The 17,210-nt window shown below is 72.1% G+C and carries 15 protein-coding genes; 11 read left to right on the top strand and 4 right to left on the bottom strand.

The annotated features are described in order from the left end of the window. The coding region (locus AB0C46_RS21365) for a cbb3-type cytochrome c oxidase subunit I (protein WP_362829516.1) at window positions 1-773 on the bottom strand (773 nt) is incomplete at its 3' end. Window positions 774-898: 125 nt separating this feature from the next. Between AB0C46_RS21365 and AB0C46_RS21360 the strand changes: the two genes are divergently transcribed. The 6 genes from AB0C46_RS21360 to AB0C46_RS21335 all read left to right on the top strand — a co-directional run bounded on the left by AB0C46_RS21360 (window position 899) and on the right by AB0C46_RS21335 (window position 6,143). Then, complete coding sequence (locus AB0C46_RS21360) at window positions 899-1,540, top strand: sigma-70 family RNA polymerase sigma factor (protein ID WP_362829515.1); 642 nt, start codon at window positions 899-901, stop codon at window positions 1,538-1,540. After that, window positions 1,533-2,564 carry a CU044_5270 family protein gene (locus tag AB0C46_RS21355; protein WP_362829514.1) on the top strand — a complete coding sequence of 344 codons (1,032 nt, stop codon included), beginning with the start codon at window positions 1,533-1,535 and terminating at the stop codon, window positions 2,562-2,564. The genes AB0C46_RS21360 and AB0C46_RS21355 overlap by 8 nt, the downstream gene beginning before the upstream one ends. Before the next feature lie 590 nt (window positions 2,565-3,154). Continuing rightward, complete coding sequence (gene proP, locus AB0C46_RS21350; protein ID WP_362829513.1) at window positions 3,155-4,534, top strand: glycine betaine/L-proline transporter ProP; 1,380 nt, start codon at window positions 3,155-3,157, stop codon at window positions 4,532-4,534. 118 nt (window positions 4,535-4,652) lie between these two features. Continuing rightward, entirely contained in the window at window positions 4,653-5,123 is a 471-nt protein-coding gene (locus tag AB0C46_RS21345; RefSeq protein ID WP_362829511.1) for a DUF2330 domain-containing protein, read from the top strand. 90 nt (window positions 5,124-5,213) lie between these two features. Further along, window positions 5,214-5,543: an antibiotic biosynthesis monooxygenase gene (locus tag AB0C46_RS21340; RefSeq protein ID WP_362829510.1), complete on the top strand. Its 330-nt coding sequence runs from the start codon at window positions 5,214-5,216 to the stop codon at window positions 5,541-5,543. 66 nt (window positions 5,544-5,609) lie between these two features. Next, window positions 5,610-6,143, top strand: a complete 534-nt coding sequence (locus tag AB0C46_RS21335) for a GNAT family N-acetyltransferase (RefSeq protein WP_362829509.1) — start codon at window positions 5,610-5,612, stop codon at window positions 6,141-6,143. Window positions 6,144-6,175: 32 nt separating this feature from the next. Here the strand turns inward: AB0C46_RS21335 and AB0C46_RS21330 are convergent, their stop codons facing one another. Further along, window positions 6,176-8,254 (bottom strand): MDR family MFS transporter, encoded by a 2,079-nt coding sequence (locus tag AB0C46_RS21330; protein ID WP_362829507.1) that lies wholly within the window; start codon window positions 8,252-8,254, stop codon window positions 6,176-6,178. A 368-nt stretch (window positions 8,255-8,622) separates the two neighbouring features. On the opposite strand from AB0C46_RS21330, the gene AB0C46_RS21325 reads away from it, so the two are divergent. Both AB0C46_RS21325 and AB0C46_RS21320 read left to right on the top strand, forming a co-directional pair. Continuing rightward, window positions 8,623-9,708 (top strand): peptidoglycan-binding domain-containing protein, encoded by a 1,086-nt coding sequence (locus AB0C46_RS21325; RefSeq protein WP_362829506.1) that lies wholly within the window; start codon window positions 8,623-8,625, stop codon window positions 9,706-9,708. 199 nt (window positions 9,709-9,907) lie between these two features. Then, the gene (locus AB0C46_RS21320) at window positions 9,908-10,570 is read left to right on the top strand and encodes an HAD-IA family hydrolase (RefSeq protein ID WP_362829505.1); all 663 of its coding nucleotides are present in this window, start codon (window positions 9,908-9,910) and stop codon (window positions 10,568-10,570) included. 60 nt (window positions 10,571-10,630) lie between these two features. On the opposite strand, the gene AB0C46_RS21315 is transcribed toward AB0C46_RS21320, so the two are convergent. Beyond that, the gene (locus AB0C46_RS21315) at window positions 10,631-11,212 is read right to left on the bottom strand and encodes a TMEM165/GDT1 family protein (RefSeq protein ID WP_362829504.1); all 582 of its coding nucleotides are present in this window, start codon (window positions 11,210-11,212) and stop codon (window positions 10,631-10,633) included. Window positions 11,213-11,436: 224 nt separating this feature from the next. Then, a complete protein-coding gene (locus AB0C46_RS21310; RefSeq protein WP_362829503.1) occupies window positions 11,437-12,195 on the bottom strand; it encodes an ABC transporter permease in 759 nt (252 codons plus the stop codon). 206 nt (window positions 12,196-12,401) lie between these two features. Here AB0C46_RS21310 and AB0C46_RS21305 point away from each other — a divergent pair, with 206 nt between their 5' ends. The 3 genes from AB0C46_RS21305 to AB0C46_RS21295 all read left to right on the top strand — a co-directional run bounded on the left by AB0C46_RS21305 (window position 12,402) and on the right by AB0C46_RS21295 (window position 17,139). Continuing rightward, on the top strand, window positions 12,402-13,046 hold the full coding sequence (locus tag AB0C46_RS21305; RefSeq protein ID WP_362829502.1) for an HNH endonuclease family protein: 645 nt from the start codon (window positions 12,402-12,404) through the stop codon (window positions 13,044-13,046). A 164-nt stretch (window positions 13,047-13,210) separates the two neighbouring features. Continuing rightward, the gene (locus AB0C46_RS21300; RefSeq protein WP_362829501.1) at window positions 13,211-14,935 is read left to right on the top strand and encodes an alkaline phosphatase D family protein; all 1,725 of its coding nucleotides are present in this window, start codon (window positions 13,211-13,213) and stop codon (window positions 14,933-14,935) included. Window positions 14,936-15,141: 206 nt separating this feature from the next. Continuing rightward, entirely contained in the window at window positions 15,142-17,139 is a 1,998-nt protein-coding gene (locus AB0C46_RS21295) for an FAD/NAD(P)-binding protein (protein ID WP_362829500.1), read from the top strand. Window positions 17,140-17,210: the final 71 nt, after the last annotated feature.

Genomic DNA, 17,210 nt, shown 5'->3' with positions numbered 1-17,210 from the left:
ATGACCTCGGAAATGATGCCGAAGAACGGCAGGGCGATGATGTACACCTCGGGGTGGCCGAAGAACCAGAAGAGGTGCTGCCAGAGCAGTGCGCCACCGTTTGCCGCGTCGAAGACATGCGCACCGAATTTACGGTCCGCCTCCAGCGCGAACAGCGCCGCCGCCAGCACCGGGAAGGCCAGCAGAACCAGCACACCGGTCAGCAGCACATTCCAGGTGAAGATCGGCATCCGGAACATCGTCATGCCGGGGGCCCGCATGCAGATGATCGTCGTGATGAAGTTGACCGAACCGAGGATCGTGCCGAATCCGGAGAAGGCCAGACCCATGATCCACATATCGCCGCCGATCCCGGGGGAATGCACCGAGTCGGAGAGCGGGGCGTAGGCGAACCAGCCGAAATCGGCGGCCCCTTGAGGCGTCAGAAAGCCACCGACCGCGATCAGTGAACCGAAGAGATAGAGCCAGTACGCGAACATGTTCAGCCGGGGAAAGGCGACATCGGGCGCGCCGATCTGCAGCGGCATGAGCCAGTTCGCGAACCCGGCGAACAGCGGCGTCGCGAACATCAGCAGCATGATCGTGCCGTGCATCGTGAACGCCTGGTTGAACTGCTCGTTCGACATGAGCTGGTGGCCGGGGCGGGCCAGCTCGGCGCGCATCACCAAGGCCATCAGACCGCCGAGGCAGAAGAAGGCGAACGCGGTGACCAGGTAGAGCGTGCCGATGGTCTTGTGGTCGGTGGTCGTCAGCCACTTCACGGGAAACTTCATGCCCGGTAGGTGTCCGGAGCCGCCGCGATCCTCACTGCCCGCGGTGGCGAAAGGCCCGGCAACGGGGTGGGAAGTCTCACCGCGGAGGGTGTGAAGATCGGGGCCATGCCGGACACCAAGGGTTCATGAGCACGGACGACGCCTTCGCCGAGGCCTATCGCGCGCACTACTGGGCGGTCAGCCGCTTTGTGGCGCGGCGGCTGGACGGGCAGGCAGACGAGGTCGAGGAAGTGGTGGCGGAGGTCTTCTCCATAGCCTGGAGACGCCGCGCCGAGCTCCCCGACGCGCCGCTGCCCTGGCTGTACGGGGTGGCCCGGAACTGTCTGGCCAATACGGTGCGGGGGCTGGGCCGTTACCGGCGGCTGCTGCACCGGCTCGGCAATCACGAGGCGGCGCACCGCCGGCAGACCGTGGACAGTCCGGACACCGAGCGCCCCGGCTCCTGGGTGCATGAGGCGCTGGCCCGCCTCTCCCCCGCCGACCAGGAGGTGCTCCGGCTGACGGCCTGGGAGGAACTGACCATCGAGGAGCTGGCGGTGACCCTGGGGTGCGGCCAGAGCGCGGCGGCCATGCGGCTGCACCGGGCGCGCGGCCGGCTCCGTACCCAGATCGAGCGGATGCGCCAGCGCGCCACCGCCCGCCCCGACGCGCCCCCACCACGGCCCGACGCGCCCCCCTCACCGGCACCGGCGCCGCGCCCGGCCACTCCCCGCCCCCTCTCCCCCCACCCCGTACCGACCCGAGCGGGAGGCCGCCGCCATGACTGAGGAACTGGAGCTGCTGCGACAGGCCGACCCCGTCTCCGCCGACGAGGGACCCTGGCGCGACCGCCCGCTGACCGCGCGGGCGGAGGCCCGTCTGGCGGCGTTGACGGCCGGTGCCGCGCCGCGCGCCCGCCCGCGTCCCGTGCGCCGGCGCCGTCTGCTGATGGGGCTGACCGCCGTGTCGTCGGCCGCCGTCGCCGCCCTGGTGCTCACCTTCTCCGGCGCCGGCAGCAGCCCCGCCGTCGCCGCGCCCGTCGCCCTCCCCCTGCACGCCGACGCGCCGTCCGTGTCGCTGGACGTGCTCGCCCGCAGGGCGGAGGCCAGGGCGCGGGCGGCGGGTGCCGAGGACGGGCCGCGGCGGGGCAGCCATCTGCAGAGCTGGTACATGAGCATGGAGGCGGGCCCGGACGCCGCGCCCCCCGTGACCGTGCCCGAGGAGCGCATCACCAGCTGGAACGACGACGGCAGCGGCTCGGAACTGGTCGTCGCCACCGACCCTCGGCACCCGGGCCGTCCGGTGATCCACGACAACGACGGCCGGTGGCAGACCGTGAGCGACGGCAAGGTCCTGCACCGCAAGACCTATCCGGCGGGCTCGGAGGCCCAGCACGGCGGGCTGGCCGCCCGTACGAAGCCCCCGACGGACGCCGGGGCGCTGCGCGAACAGCTGTCGTGGCTGTACGGCGGGGCGGACGGCACCAGCACGACGCCGCAACTTCTGTCGGCGCTCTCCTCGTTCCGCCAGGAGTGGACGCCGGGGCCGCGGGAGACGGCCGCCCTCGTCCGGATGCTGGCCGATGCGGACGGTCTGCGGCAGGCGGGGGTGGTCACCGACCGGCTGGGCCGGCGCGGGCAGGCATATGTGTACGACGGCCCGGACGGTGCGGCGAATTCCACCCGCCAGATGGTGATCCTCGATCCGCGGACCGGCGAACTTCTGGGCCTGGAGATCACCTTCACCAAGGACGAACCGGAGTTCAAGATCACGTCGGGCGAGGTCATGTCGTACGAGGCATGGATGCCGTAAGGCAACGGCCTCCCGCGGACGGCTGGGCCGACGCTCCTGGCCGCGTCCCCGAGTGGCGGGCCGGGCGGTCATGGCCGCGTTTCCGAGTGGCGGGCCGGGCGGTCATGGCCGATCCTTGAGGGAACGCGACGATCCACCTCGGCGCGGCGGTGCACTGCGCCCGCCGCGCCGTTCTCCTGCCCGGCACCCCACCCCGGCGCGTGACGCACGTCACAACCGGCCGATGGTTGCAACAGAACTTCGCGATATGGATCACAGGCAGAGGCGTCGCAAACCGCTTCGCGAAATGGAGTTTCCCCTGCAAGGAGCGGGTATACGGCCGACTGCGCGGTCGTCCGCGCACTGTCCGTGATGATCCGGTCTGCCCCTATGGTCGACCTTTGCCCGTCGCGTCATGACGGGCCTTGCCCGCCTCCCCACGGCGGGCAGTGTCATGTTGTCGTCCAAAGAGAGCGCAGGCGAGCGAACACGTGCCGACGCAGTCCCCCGTCGCACCCGGGCCCCGTCACCCCGTCGGCAGCGGAGCCGATACCCCATCCGGTCTCCGGAAGGACCGCGGGGCGGATCCCGCGCACCACACCTCGGGCGAGGTGACCGTCGTCGATCCCGCGATGGTCAAGCGTGCGGTGTCGGCCGCCGCCCTCGGCAATGCGATGGAGTGGTTCGACTTCGGCGTGTACAGCTACATCGCGGTCACCCTCGGACATGTCTTCTTCCCGTCCGGGAATCCGACCGCGCAGTTGCTGTCGACGTTCGGAGCGTTCGCAGCGGCGTTCCTGGTACGTCCCATCGGCGGCATGGTCTTCGGGCCGCTCGGTGACCGGATCGGCCGGCAGAAGATTCTCGCGATCACCATGATCATGATGGCGGCGGGCACCTTCGCCATCGGCCTGATCCCGTCCTATGCCTCCATCGGCGTCGGCGCACCGATCCTGCTGCTCGTCGCCCGCCTGGTACAGGGCTTCTCCACCGGTGGTGAATACGGTGGCGCCTCCACCTTCATCGCCGAGTACGCACCGGACAAGAAGCGCGGATTCCTCGGCAGCTGGCTGGAGTTCGGCACCCTGGCCGGCTATGTCGGCGGCGCCGGCCTGGTCACCCTGATGACCGCGCTGCTGTCCACCGAGGACCTGCAGTCCTGGGGCTGGCGCATCCCGTTCCTGATCGCCGGACCGATGGGCATCATCGGCCTCTACCTGCGGATGCGGCTCGAAGAGACCCCGGCCTTCGCGCAGTTGGAGAAGGAGGCGCGGACGAAGGAGAAGGAGCGCCGCGAGGTCGAGAAGCGGATCGGTATCCGCGAGATGATCTTCGGCCAGTGGCGGTCGCTGCTGCTGTGCGTCGGACTGGTCCTGGTCTTCAACGTCACGGACTACATGCTGCTGTCGTACATGCCGAGCTACCTGACCTCGGAGCTGAAGTACGACGAGACGCACGGGCTGCTGGTCGTGCTGGCCGTGATGGTCCTGATGATGGCGGCCCAGCCGTTCGCGGGCCGGCTCACCGACCGCTTCGGCCGCCGTCCGGTCATCGCCGCGGGCTGCCTCGGCTTCCTGGTGCTGTCCGTGCCCGCCCTGCTGCTGATCCGGCAGGGGTCGCTGGCCGCCATCGCGGTGGGTATGGCCGCGCTCGGCCTGCTGCTGGTCACCTTCACCTCGTCGATGCCGGCCACGCTGCCCGCGCTGTTCCCGACCAAGGTCCGCTACGGCTCCCTGTCGATCGGCTTCAACGTCTCCGTGTCGCTCTTCGGCGGGACGACGCCGCTGGTGGTCACCGCCCTGATCGGCGCGACCGGCAACAAGATGATGCCCGCCTACTACATGATGGCGGCGGCCGTCGTCGGCGGTATCGCCGTCCTGCTGATGTCGGAGAGCGCCCGTAAGCCGCTCCCCGGCTCCCCGCCGGCCGTCGAGACCGAGGCGGAGGCGCAGGAGATCCGCCGCGCCGCCACGGCCGACGCGGCGGTCTGACACCCCGCGGACTGCCCGCACCCAGACGCCACAGGGCCCGGCCGGAAGCTTCCGGCCGGGCCTCGGCGTTCCCCGACAGCCTCGTCGGCCGGGGCGCTGCGACCGCCGGTCAGCGGCCTTGCGGCTGTCCTTCGCCAGCGGCCGGCCCGTCTACCCCATGCGGCTCTCCCGTCTCGCCAAGACACCGCAATCGCTGGGGCTTTACGTCCTCGCACCCCACCGGATGGAGCCACGCAGCGCCATCGGCGGGGCCGAGCCCGAGATCTTCTTCGCGGGCCGGATCACCCCCGTGGGGTCACTGCGCAAACTCGGCGGCAACGGGAGAACTTTCCTGACCGCCCTCGACCAGAACTTCCCGCAGCCCCGGCGCATCACCGGCGACCACGAACTCCGCCGCACCGCCGCCGACACCCCGTTCCAGCGGGTCACCTACTCGGATGTACTGCTGAAGGCGGGCGGTGTCCCGGCCTGGGTGCTGACGGTCGGCGCGACGCTGTTGCTCCTGGTGGCGGCGGCCGCACTGACGCCGGTCCTGCGCAGGCGCCGCCGGGTGCCGCCGCGGCGTCCGGTGCCGCCGCACCTGACGTGACCGGGCCGATGCCCCGGGTGTGGCGGGGCACGGCCGTGGCTCTCTGCCCTGACCTGCGTCCCTTTGGCGCCATGCGGCACGATGGTCGCTATGAGCATCGTGAAGATCAATGTACTGGCCGTCCCCGCCGAGCAGCGCGACGTCCTGGAGAAGCGCTTCGCGGCGCGCGCCGGCACCGTGGACTCCTCGGACGGCTTCGAATGGTTCGAGTTGCTGCGTCCCGTCGAGGGCACCGACCAGTACCTCGTCTACACCCGGTGGCGGGACGAGGAGTCGTTCCAGGCGTGGATGGAGGGCCCGATGAAGGCCGCGCACCAGCAGGGCGGCGCCGAGGGCGGTGAGCGGCCAAAGCCTGCCGCGTCCGGTTCCACGCTGTGGTCCTTCGAGGTGGTGCAGCAGGCCGGGCCGAAGCAGGGCTGACCGTCGCTGGCGGCGTCACCCGAAATCCGTTGCGCGACGGGCCGGACCGACCGCGACAATGGCGCCATGAGTGACGCCGCCACGCTCCGTCTCCCCTGGGCCGTCTCCGCCGAGCCGGCCGGCTCTCCGGACGCCGGAGCGCTGCTGCGCGAGTACTACACCGAGGTGGCCGACCGCTACTTCGCGCTGCACGAGGACCGCCGTTCGACGCCGGAGGAGATCGCGGAAGGGCTGGCGGAGTACCCCAGCGCCGATCTCGCACCGCCGGGCGGCGTGCTGCTGGTGGCGCGCCACGGTGATGAAGTGGCGGGCTGTGCCGGGGTGCGGCTGCTGGATGCGCGCACCGCGGAGCTCAAGCAGATGTTCGTGCGGCCCGACCGGCGCGGGCTGGGCGGCGCGGGTGCGCTGCTGCGGGCCGCCGAGGCGGCCGCGGTGCGGCTGGGCGCCGAGCGGATCCGGCTCGACACCCGGCTGGATCTGGTGGAGGCCGTCGCGCTCTACCGGCGGCACGGCTTCCTGGAGATCGATCCGTACCACGACGACCTTTACGCGGAGATCTTCTTCGAGAAGCGGCTGGACGGGGGCCTGTTGCGGGGCTAGGTGTGTTGTCCCGGCCTACCCGCCTGGCCTGCTCACTTCGCCAGGTCCGGCGGCTGGGGTGCGGGCGGATGGGTGCGCGGCAGCGGCGGCCGGGCGTCGCCGTTGTGCGGCTCCTCCGCGTCCGAGCCGCACAGCTCCGCCGTCAGCTCGTGGACGAGTTCGGTGAGGTCGGTGGGCCGGTCCCTGGTCCACCAGTCGCCCAGCATCTCCGCGAGCGACTCCTGACGGGCCGCCGAGAGCCGCTCCGCGGTCTCCCGTCCGCGGCCGGTGAGCAGCAGCAACAGCCCTTCGCGGGTGGCGAGTCCGCGTACCTCGATCTGGCGGACGCTCTCGGCGATCACTCCCAGCGGCACGGTGCTGCGTTCGGCGAGCAGTCCCGGTTCCACCGAGCCGTAGCGGTGGATGCGCAGGATCAGCCAGGCGGCGGCCGGTTTGAGGTCCAGTCCTGCCCGTGCGGCGATCTTCTCGTAGATGTGCTTGCGGCCTTCTCTGCTGCCGAGGGTGGACAGGGCGCGGGCGACCTCGTCGCGTGAGGACCGCTCGACGGGGTTGGAGGAGAGCACCTCGCTGGTGTCGGGCGCGGTGACACTGCTGCGCAGCGGCTCCTCCTTGAGGAACCAGGCCAGCGTGAAGGCGACCAGGACGACCGGGACCGCGTAGAGGAAGACATCGGTGATCGAGACGGAGTAGGCGTTGAGGACACCGGCCCGCTGCCCGGCCGGCAGCTGGGCGACGGTCCGCGGGTCCTCGGCGATCCTGGAGGGGTCGATGCCGGGCGGCAGTTGCTGTCCGGCGAGGGCGTCCGCGATCCGCGGGCCGAGGTTGCCGGCGAAGATCGTGCCGAAGATGGAGACACCGAACGAGGCGCCGATGGAGCGGAAGAACGTGGCGCCGGAGGTGGCCACGCCCAGGTCCTGGTAGGGCACGGCGTTCTGCGCGATGAGCACCAGCACCTGCATGACCAGGCCGAGTCCGAAGCCGAAGACGAAGAAGCTGGCGCTCATCCCGGCGACGCCGCTTCCCGGATCGAGCTGGTGCAACAGCAGCAGACCGAGCGCCACGACACCGGTGCCGGCGATCGGGAAGACCTTGTAGTGGCCGGTGCGGCTGACGATCTGCCCGGAGCCGGTGGAGGCCAGCAGCATGCCGACCACCATCGGCAGCATGTGCACTCCGGACATGGTCGGGCTGACGCCTTGCACCACCTGCAGGAACGTCGGCAGATAGGTCAGCGATCCGAACATCGCGAAGCCGATGACGAAGCCGATGACGGCGGTGAGCGAGAAGGTGCGCAGCCGGAACAGGCGCAGCGGCAGGACGGGTTCGGCGGCCCGGCGCTCGATGAGGAGGAAGGCCCCCAGCAGGACGACGCCGAGGACGCCGCATCCCACGACCTGCCAGGAGGCCCAGGGGTAGGTGACGCCGCCGAGCGAGGTCACCAGCACGAAGCAGGCGGCGACCGCGGCGATCACCGCGGTGCCCAGGTAGTCGATCCGGTGCGGGGTACGGCGGCGCGGGATGTGCAGCACGGCGGCGATGACGGCGAGCGCGACGATGCCGACGGGCACGTTGATGTAGAACACCCAGCGCCAGCTGAGGTACTCCACGAACAGCCCGCCGAGCAGCGGGCCGAGGACGCTCGTGGCGCCGAAGACGGCACCGAACAGCCCCTGGTACTTCCCCCGTTCGCGGGGCGGCACGATATCGCCGACGATCGCCATCGACAGCACGATCAGCCCGCCGCCGCCCAGCCCCTGGAGGGCCCGGAAGGCGATCAGCTCGCCCATGTCCTGCGCGATGCCGCACAGCACCGAGCCGATCAGGAAGATCACGATGGCGGTCTGGAAGAGCTTCTTGCGTCCGTACAGGTCACCGAGCTTGCCCCAGAGGGGAGTCGCGGCCGTCGAGGCCAGGAGGTAGGCGGTGACGACCCAGGAGAGGTGGTTGAGCCCGCCGAGGTCGCTGACGATCGTGGGCAGCGCGGTGGCGACGATGGTCTGGTCGAGCGCCGCGATGAGCAGGCCGAGCAACAGCGCGCCGATCGCGACGAGGACCGTACGCCGGGACCGGTCCTCGCCCGGGACGGCCGGAGCGCCGGTGTCCTGCGCCATGAGCGTTTCCCTCCGTTCCTGAGCGTCCCTTGCGGTGCCGGGGCCCGTTCCTGAGCGTCCCTTGCGGTGCCGGGGCCCGGAGCGTCCTTGGTGCGGTGGCGGGGCCCCGGGGAGAGCCCCGTGCGGTGCCTGGCCGTCCGTCCCGTCCCGGGCCACCGCCGGCCGCCCTTCCCGTTGTGCCCCTCCTTCGGGCTTCTTCCATCCTGGGCGGTTCCGCCGGATATGGCCCGCCGAGTGGTGCCCGGAATCGGGGGTCGCCCGGGGAACACCCGGGGGATGCCGGGCGGATGTCGTCGAGCGCCTGCGCGGACCGGTGGGGCGTCTGGATAATCGCTGCCGGTTCGATGCCTCCAGGGAGGGGAACACCCGTGACGGCACAGACCTGTCCGTACTGCTGCGCCCCCGTACGCGGCGGCGGCCGGCCGGCCTGCCTGTGCGCGGCGGTCGAGGCGGACGACTTTGATCCGCTGCGCATTCGGCCGTACGTGTCACTGCCCGACGAAGACGAGGGCGGGGACGAGGACGAGCACGGGGAGGCGGGCGGCGGGGGCGCCGGGGACGACGGCGGGGCGGGCGGCACGGGCCTCGGCCGGGGCGACCCGCTCGACGACTTACCCGGGGTGGACGCGGCGGTGCACCGCGCCGGCGGCCCGTCGTCCGCCACCGACCCACCCCTCGCTCCGGGCCCGGCGGGCCCGTCGTCCGCCGGGCCCGCCGACCCCCTGGCGCCCCGGATGCGGCGCCGCCCCGCCCCGGCCTCCCGGACGTTCCACGCGTGGGAGGAGCCAACGGAGAGACCGACGGAGGCGCCAACGGTGCAGCCGGCCACCGCGTCGGCCACTGCGTCGGCCACCGGAAGCTCCCCCTCACTGCGCCGCAAGCGCGTCCTGCCCGCCGTCCTGCTGACCGCCGGTGCCGCGGTGGCCGCCACGGCCGTGCTGATCGGTACCGATGCGCTCTCCGGCGGCACCCAGACCCGGGCTACGGCGCCCGGCCGCGGCGCCGCCTCTCCCAGCGCCGCCCTCCCGACCGGCGGCGCATCCGCCCCCGCACCGAGCAGGGCGGCCTCCCCCACCGCGACCCGCTCCCCGTCGCCGGACGCGACCGCCCCCGAGGCCACCGCGCGGGCCCACCGGACCCCGGCCCCGCATCCCCCCGCCCCCACCCGGGCCTCCGGCAGCGTCTCGGACTCCCCCGCCACCCATGGCCCCAGCGCCCCGCCCACGGGACCGATCGTGCTGCGCGAGGGGGCCGGCGGCCCGGAAGTGGTGGAGCTGCAGGGGCGGCTGCGGCAGCTGGCGGGGTATCCCGGGCCGGACGACGGCCGCTACGACGCGGACGTACGGGACGCCGTATCGCGCTACCAGCGGGCCTACGGGGTGGCGGGCGATCCGGACGGCGTCTACGGCGCACCGACCCGGGCGTCCCTGGAGTCCCGGACGCATGAGCCGTAGCCCCGGTGCGCGGGGCGCTCACCGGCCTGGTGCGCGAGGCGCTGACCAGCCTGGTTGTCGGCAGCGGCTGCGTTTTGTATCGTGAAGGAACAAAGTGGTTCCGCCCGCACTCCCTGACCGGCGGGCGGGACCGCTCTGTTCCTTCTGCATGTGCGCGATCCGCACCCTCCGTATGCCCGTAGCGCCCAGGAGCCCGCCGATGACGGCCACCACCACGCTCACCGCCCGCGCCCTGCTGCTGGACATGGACAGCACGATCGTGAACTCCGAGGCCGTCGTCGAGCGCTGCTGGCGCCGCTGGGCGGCCGAGCAGGGGCTGGACGCGGACGAGGTGCTCCAGGTCGTCCACGGCCGGCAGGGCTGGGCCACCATGGCCGCGCTGCTCCCGGACCGCCCGATGGAGCTCAACCTGGCGGACAACCGCCGGATGCTGGCTCAGGAGACCGCCGAATTGGACGGTGTGGTGCCGGTCCCCGGCGCCCCCGCGTTCATGGCCTCCCTCGCCGCCCTCCCGCACGCCTTGGTGACCTCCGCCGACATCCCGCTCTCCGACGCCCGGATGGGCGCGGCCGGACTGGCCGTGCCGGCCGTGCGGATCACGGCGGAGAGCGTGAGCGCCAGCAAGCCCGACCCGGAGGGCTTCCTCAAGGGCGCCGCCGAGCTGGGCTTCGCCCCCGAGGACTGCCTGGTGTTCGAGGACTCCGAGGCGGGCATCGAGGCGGGCCGGGCCGCCGGGATGCGGGTGGTCGGCATCGGCGACCGCGCCGCCGCGTTCGCACCCACCGTGCAGGTGCCCGACCTCACCCGGGTCCGTGTCGAGGCGCTGGCGGACGGCATGATCGCGGTGCACGTCACGGCCTGAGAGCGGCTCCGGGCTCCCCCGAGGGGCGGGCCCCGGCGACGACCCGCCCCGCGCCCGTCCTCAGCCCGCGATCGCCTCGTACAGGCTGAAGCCCGCGAGCAGCAGCATCACGCCCGCCGCGACCTTGGTGATGAGCTTGAGCGGCACATACTTCATCAGCGTGCGGCCGCCCAGGATGCCCAGGCCGGCCACGGCCCACAGCGCCAGGACGGCGCCGACGCCGACCGAGAGCGGGTCGTCGTAACGGGCCGCGAGGTTGGCGGTCATGATCTGGGTCAGATCGCCGAACTCGGCGACCAGGATCATCATGAAGCCCGCCCCGGAGACCTTCCAGAAGCTCTGGTCGGCGGGCTTCTTCACCTCTTCCTCGTCGTCCCCCTTCCTGAACAGCAGCACGGCGGCGCCCGCAAGGAAGAGGACACCGACCACGCCCTGCACCAGGCGGTGCGGGAGCAGGGTCAGCACGCTGCCCGCGGCGATGGCGAGGGCGACATGCACCAGGAAGGCGGCGGCGACACCGGCGAAGACATACGAGGCGCGGTAGCGGGTGCCGAGCATCAGACCGGCGAGGGCGGTCTTGTCGGGCAGTTCGGCAAGGAAGACGACGCCGAAGACGACGGCGGCGACGGTGAAGCTGAACACGGGGTGGATACCTCGATCGGTCGGGCCGCACCAAAGGGGCCCGGGAAAGGGGTCGCTTCGGCACGGCAGCGTCAAACACTGCGGCCGAAGGTCTCGCTGGCGCGGCACTGCTGCGTACCGCGCTCCGGGCGCCGGCTCGCCACGTCGTCACAGCGCGGAACGCGCTCCACCAGGGGTGGTGGTCGGGCAACGGGCGGGCAGTATGTCGACGGTCCGGCAGAGAGCTACTCCCCTTCTGCTGCCGTCAAGGGTACGCGGTGCAGCCTTCCGCGCGCGACCAGCTCCAGCACCACCGCACAGGCGGTCGCCTGCACCGCCAGCAGGGCCACCAGCACGAACAGCTGCACCGCACCGGCCTGTACGGGTGAGGCCCCGCCCAGCAGCATGCCGACGAACGCGCCGGGGAGTGTGACCAACCCCACGGTCCGGGTCTGATCGAGCCCCGGCAGCAGGGCGTCCGACGCGGCCGGGCGGGCGACCTCCATCCGTGCGTCACGGTCGAGCAGCCCCAGCGCGAGGCCCGCCTCGAACTCGCCGTGCCGGGTCTCCAGCTCGTCCAGCGCCCGCCGCCCGCCCAGGACGGTGGCGGTCAGCGCGCCGCCGATCAGGATGCCGGTGACGGGGATGAGCACGAGTCCGCGCGGCGGCACCAGACCGGTGAGCAGCAGCAGACCGACGACCGGGACGACGCTGACGGCGATCGGCGCGGCGGCCCACCACCAGCTGCGGTTGCAGGTGATCCGGCGGCCGGCGGTCCGTACCGCCACCGCGAACATCAGCACGAGGAAGCCCATCAGCCGGGGAAGGGCGTGCACCACCCAGCCGATGAGGTAGGAGACGGCGGCCAGTTGGGCGGCGGCGCGCAGTCCGGCGACGGCGATGGCCCGGGCGTGGCCGAGGCGGGCCAGTGCGGCGATGGCCACGGCGGCGATCAGCAGGACGCCGAGGACGATCCCGAGAGTGGTGTTGACCGGCAGCAGCACGCGCCCACTGTAGGGGCGCCATAGGGGCGCACACGCCGGAGCGACACAACCGGAGCGCCGTTGTGCATTTATGGCGTCCTGTCAGCCCTTGAACTGACGTGGGCATGTCGTCACCCTGTTACCTGGTGCCCACCCCATGGAAACCCCACATCGACACCATGGGCGCGCACCGCACGTCAACTTCCCCCCACATTCCGGGAGTTTCGATGAAAAAGGTCTACGCGCGTCGCGTTTCGCTTGCCGCGGGTTCGGCCGCGGCCCTGGTCTGCACACTGGCGCTCAGCTGCCAGTCCGCCCAGGCGGCACCGCCCAGCCCGCCGGACGCCGGCACCGCACGGACGTACCTCGCCGACATCAAGGAACAGGCCGAGGGTCCGCAGGACGGCTACAGCCGCGACAAGTTCCCGCACTGGATCGACCAGGGCAAGAACTGCAACACCCGCGAAGCGGTGCTCAAGCGTGACGGCACGGACGTACAGCAGGACAGCAGCTGCAAGGCGACCAGCGGCAAGTGGGTCTCCGCCTACGACGACGCGACCTGGACCGACCCGGCCGACCTCGACATCGACCATGTCGTACCGCTGTCCGAGGCCTGGAAGTCGGGCGCCGCGCAGTGGACCACCGAGCGCCGCAAGGACCTGGCCAACGACCTCACCCACTCCCAGCTGATCGCTGTCACCGACAACCTCAACCAGGAGAAGGGTGACCAGGACCCGGCGAAGTGGCTGCCGCCGAAGAAGTCGTACCACTGCGAGTACGCCCGGATGTGGGTGTGGGTGAAGCATGAGTACGGCATGACCGCGGACTCCGCCGAGAAGGCCGCGCTGAAGAAGATCCTGGACGGCTGCTGACCCCCGCTCCTCAGGGGGACCGATCCTGCGCCCGCTCCTCAGGGGTGCCGATCCCGCGCGCCCGTCGGCCGGAAAATCACCGGCCGGCGGGCGCGCCGCCGTCCCGGTCACCCACCGCGCCGGTTGTGCTCTTATCCTCTGACCACGACGAGGGGAGGCACCCGATGGCCGGACTGCGCTTGGGGCCGCTGCTGCGGTATGTCGACGCGGACAGCGCGACGGTATGGGTGGAGACCGACCGGCCGTGCGTGGTGCACGTCCGCTGCGACGACGGCGCGGCCGGCGCACAGCACACCTGGCAGGTCGCCGGGCACCACTACGCGCTGGTCCCGGTGACCGGTCTGACGCCCGGCAGCGAGACGCCCTACCGGGTCCTGCTGGACGACGAGCACCAGGTCTGGCCGCTGCCCGACAGCCGCTTCCCCGCGAGCACGATCCGTACGCTCCCCGCCTCCGCACAGGAGCCCCTGCACTTCGCCTTCGGCTCCTGCCGCTGGTCCGCGACGCCCTCGAAGGCGGCGCACGACCCGGTCGGCCCGGACGCCCTGGACACCCTCGCCGCCACACTGGCCGCCGGTTCCGGACGGCAGCGCCCCGACGTGCTGCTCCTGCTGGGCGACCAGGTCTACGCCGACCAGACCTCGGAGGCGACCGCGCAGGTGCTGGCCGGGCGCCGCGACCTCACCGAGCCGCCCTGGAAACAGGTCGCCGACTACGAGGAATACACCTACCTCTACTACGAGTCCTGGCTCGACCCGGAGGTGCGCTGGCTGCTGTCCACGGTCCCCAGCTGCATGATCTTCGATGATCACGATGTAATTGATGATTGGAACACCTCGGCATCCTGGCTGACCCGGATGCGCGCGACCCCGTGGTGGCGCGAGCGGATACTCGGCGGCCTGATGTCGTACTGGGTGCACCAGCATCTGGGCAATCTCTCGCCCGCGGAGCTGGCCGCCGACGAGCTGTACGCACGCGTGCGGTCGGTGCCGGACGCAACGGAGCTGGTGCGGGAGTTCGCGGCCGGTGCGGACGCCTATGCGGCCCACGCACGCTGGAGCTACCGCCGCGACTTCGGCCGGGTACGGCTGGTCATGATCGATACCCGGGCCACCCGTGTCCTGGACGAGGGCAGCCGCGCGATGCTCGACAAGACCGAGGCCGAATGGCTGCGGCAGGCGGTGCTGGACGGGCGCGGCAGCTACGACCATCTGCTGCTCGGCAGTTCACTGCCCTGGCTGCTGCCGCACCTCATCCATGCCGGGGAGGGCTGGAACGCCGCCCTGTGCGCCGGAGAACGCGGCCCCCGCTGGGCCCGCAGAAGCGAGTTCCTGCGCCAGCGCGCCGACTTGGAGCACTGGGCGGCCTTCCCCGGATCGTTCACCGCCCTCACCGAGCTGATCGCCGAGGCCGGCTCCGGCCCGCACGCCCCGGCGACGGTCTGTGTGCTGTCCGGGGACGTGCACCATGCGTATGTGGCGGAGCCGCACTGGCGCGGCGCCGGTCCGCACCCCACGAGCCGGGTACTGCAGCTGACCTGCTCCCCCGTCCACAACAGCATTCCCGGCTCGCTGCAGGCCGGTTTCCGCTTCGGCTGGAGCCGGTCCGGCCGCTGGCTGGGCAAGCTGCTGGCCCGGCACGGGCGGCTGCCCCGGCCGGCGGTGAAGTGGCGGCGCACGGGCGGCCCGTGGTTCGGCAATCAGCTGATGACGCTGACGCTGGCGGGCCGTGCGGCGCGGCTCGCCCTGGACCAGACCCGCCGGGAGAAGCAGGGGAACGTCCGGCTCGTCACGGTCTGGCGTGCTGCGTTGGCCGATGCGCGCGTTGGCGGGGAAAGCGGTGGTGCGGGCGATCCGGCAGCGGGCACCGAACGGCCGAAGTCCGGATGATGCGGGCGATCCGGCGTCCGTGAGCCGTCGGCGGGGCGCCGGAGGCCAGGCGTCCGACCTGCGAATCCACCGCATTTTTTTGCCCACCCGGGTGCTCCGCCACGGGGTCGGGCGGTGATGATGGGGCGCACGTCTGCTCGTCGCCCGCTTCCCGGGCGGCCGCGCCCGCACGGGCCGGCCGTCCGCCGCCCCAGGGAGAGCTCCTCTTGGCCGCCGACCACATCGCCGACCACCGCCCCCGGCCCGCCATCGCCCTCGTCGGCGCCGGGCCGCGCGGGACGAGCGTGCTGGAGCGGATCTGTGCGTCGGCCACCGAACTGGCCCCGGGCTCCCGGCTGACCGTCCATGTCATCGATCCCGCCCCGCCCGGCGCCGGCCAGGTGTGGCGCACCGCCCAGCCGCCCGAGCTCCTGATGAACACCGTGGCCTCGCAGGTCACCCTGTTCACCGACGACAGCGTCGAGTGCGCCGGCCCGATACGCACCGGGCCGAGCCTGTATGCCTGGGAGGGGTGCGAGGTCGGCCCGGACGACTATCCGGGGCGTGCGCTGTACGGCCGCTATCTGGAGTGGGTCTTCCGCCACACGGTGCGTACGGCTCCCGAAGAGGTGACGGTCGTGACGCACCCGGCCTGCGCGGTGCGGCTGGCCGAGGCCCCCGACGGCTCGCAGTCCCTCACCCTCGACGACGGCCGGACGCTGCACGGCCTGGGGGCGGTGGTCCTCGCCCAGGGTCATCTGCCGACCGTCGCGGACGCGGAGCAGCGGCGCCTGGCCGACTACGCCGCCGGGCACGGGCTGCGCTATCTGCCGCCCGCCAATCCCGCCGATCTCTCCGCCGCCCTGGAGACGCTGGCGCCGGGCCGTCCCGTACTGCTGCGCGGTCTCGGCCTCAACTTCTTCGATCACATGGCGCTGCTGACGACGGCCCGGGGCGGCCGGTTCGTCCGGGGCGCCGACGGGGCGCTGACCTATCTGCCGTCCGGCCGCGAACCCCGGCTGTACGCGGGCTCCCGGCGCGGCATCCCGTACCACGCGCGCGGCGACAACGCGAAGGGCGCGCACGGCCGTCATCTGCCGATGCTGCTCACACCGGACGTGATAGCGGCCTTCCGCAAGCGCGTGGACTCCGGTGAGCTGCCCGACTTCCTGGCGGGGGTCTGGCCCCTGGTGGCCAAGGAGGTGGAGACGGTCTACTACGAGGCGCTGCTGGCGCGGCGGGGTGCGGGCGGTGCGCCGGGCCTCCTCTTCCAGGAGGGCTTCCGGCAGCGCTTCCTGGGCAGCGCGCACCGCAGCCCGGAAGAGGCCGCCGCCCTGGACGCGTTCGGGATCGCACCGGCCGAGCGCTGGGACTGGAACCGGGTGTCCCGGCCGCACGCGGAGCGGTCGTTCGCCGGCCGCGGCGCCTTCCGGGAGTGGCTGCTGGACCATCTGCGGGAGGACGTCGCACACGCCCGCCAGGACAATGTGTCCGGTCCGGTCAAGGCGGCCCTGGACGTGCTGCGGGATCTGCGCAACGAGCTGCGGCAGATCGTCGACCACGGCGGGCTGGCCGGTGCGTCCCGCCGCGACCATCTGGACCGCTGGTACACCCCGCTGAACGCCTTTCTGTCCATCGGGCCGCCGCGGCGCCGGATCGAGGAGATGACGGCACTGATCGAGGCCGGGGTGCTGGAGGTGGTCGGTCCCCGGATGACCGTCCGGCTCGGCTCCGCCGACGGCCGCGAGCCCGGTTTCACGGCACACTCGCCGGATGTGCCGGGCTCAGCGGTGACGGCGGCGGCACTGATCGAGGCGCGGCTGCCGGAGCCGGATGTCCGGCGGACCGCGGACCCGCTGCTGGCCCGGCTGCTGGCCGAGGGCGGCGGCCGGCCGCACACCGTGGACGGCTACGAAACGGGCGGGCTCGATGTGACGGCGAGCCCGTACCACCTCATCGAGGCCGGCGGGAGGCGCCATCCGCGGCGGTTCGCGGTCGGGGTGCCGACGGAGGGGGTGCACTGGGTGACGGCGGCCGGGGCGCGTCCCGGGGTGGGGTCGGTCACCTTGGCCGATACGGATGCGGTGGCGCGGGCGGCGCTGCGGGCGGCGGCCGAGGGAGGGGGCGGCGACGGCGTGGGTGCGGGCACGGCCTCGGCGACCGGTGTGGTTTCGGCGGCAGGTGTGGCCGCTTCCGGCCAAAGGTCCCATATGGCCAGAGGTTGAACTTGCAAGTACTGATTAGGTGTCCCTAACCTGTGCCCTTCACGGTTACCTCGTCCCCAGAAACCGTAGGA

Origin of the sequence: Streptomyces sp. NPDC048637, assembly GCF_040650675.1 — a bacterium.
Classification (GTDB): domain Bacteria; phylum Actinomycetota; class Actinomycetes; order Streptomycetales; family Streptomycetaceae; genus Streptomyces.
Note: the sequence above shows the minus strand (reverse complement) of the source record. Positions and strands in the feature narration are given on the sequence as shown.

What these genes read in the sequence shown, in the direction of transcription:
- AB0C46_RS21305 (WP_362829502.1), top strand. Translation starts at nt 12,402, where the DNA reads ATGAAAAAGGTCTACGCGCGTCGCGTTTCGCTTGCCGCGGGTTCGGCC.
- AB0C46_RS21300 (WP_362829501.1), top strand. Translation starts at nt 13,211, where the DNA reads ATGGCCGGACTGCGCTTGGGGCCGCTGCTGCGGTATGTCGACGCGGAC.
- AB0C46_RS21340 (WP_362829510.1), top strand. Translation starts at nt 5,214, where the DNA reads ATGAGCATCGTGAAGATCAATGTACTGGCCGTCCCCGCCGAGCAGCGC.
- AB0C46_RS21360 (WP_362829515.1), top strand. Translation starts at nt 899, where the DNA reads ATGAGCACGGACGACGCCTTCGCCGAGGCCTATCGCGCGCACTACTGG.
- AB0C46_RS21335 (WP_362829509.1), top strand. Translation starts at nt 5,610, where the DNA reads ATGAGTGACGCCGCCACGCTCCGTCTCCCCTGGGCCGTCTCCGCCGAG.
- AB0C46_RS21320 (WP_362829505.1), top strand. Translation starts at nt 9,908, where the DNA reads ATGACGGCCACCACCACGCTCACCGCCCGCGCCCTGCTGCTGGACATG.
- AB0C46_RS21330 (WP_362829507.1), bottom strand. Translation starts at nt 8,254, where the DNA reads ATGGCGCAGGACACCGGCGCTCCGGCCGTCCCGGGCGAGGACCGGTCC.
- AB0C46_RS21355 (WP_362829514.1), top strand. Translation starts at nt 1,533, where the DNA reads ATGACTGAGGAACTGGAGCTGCTGCGACAGGCCGACCCCGTCTCCGCC.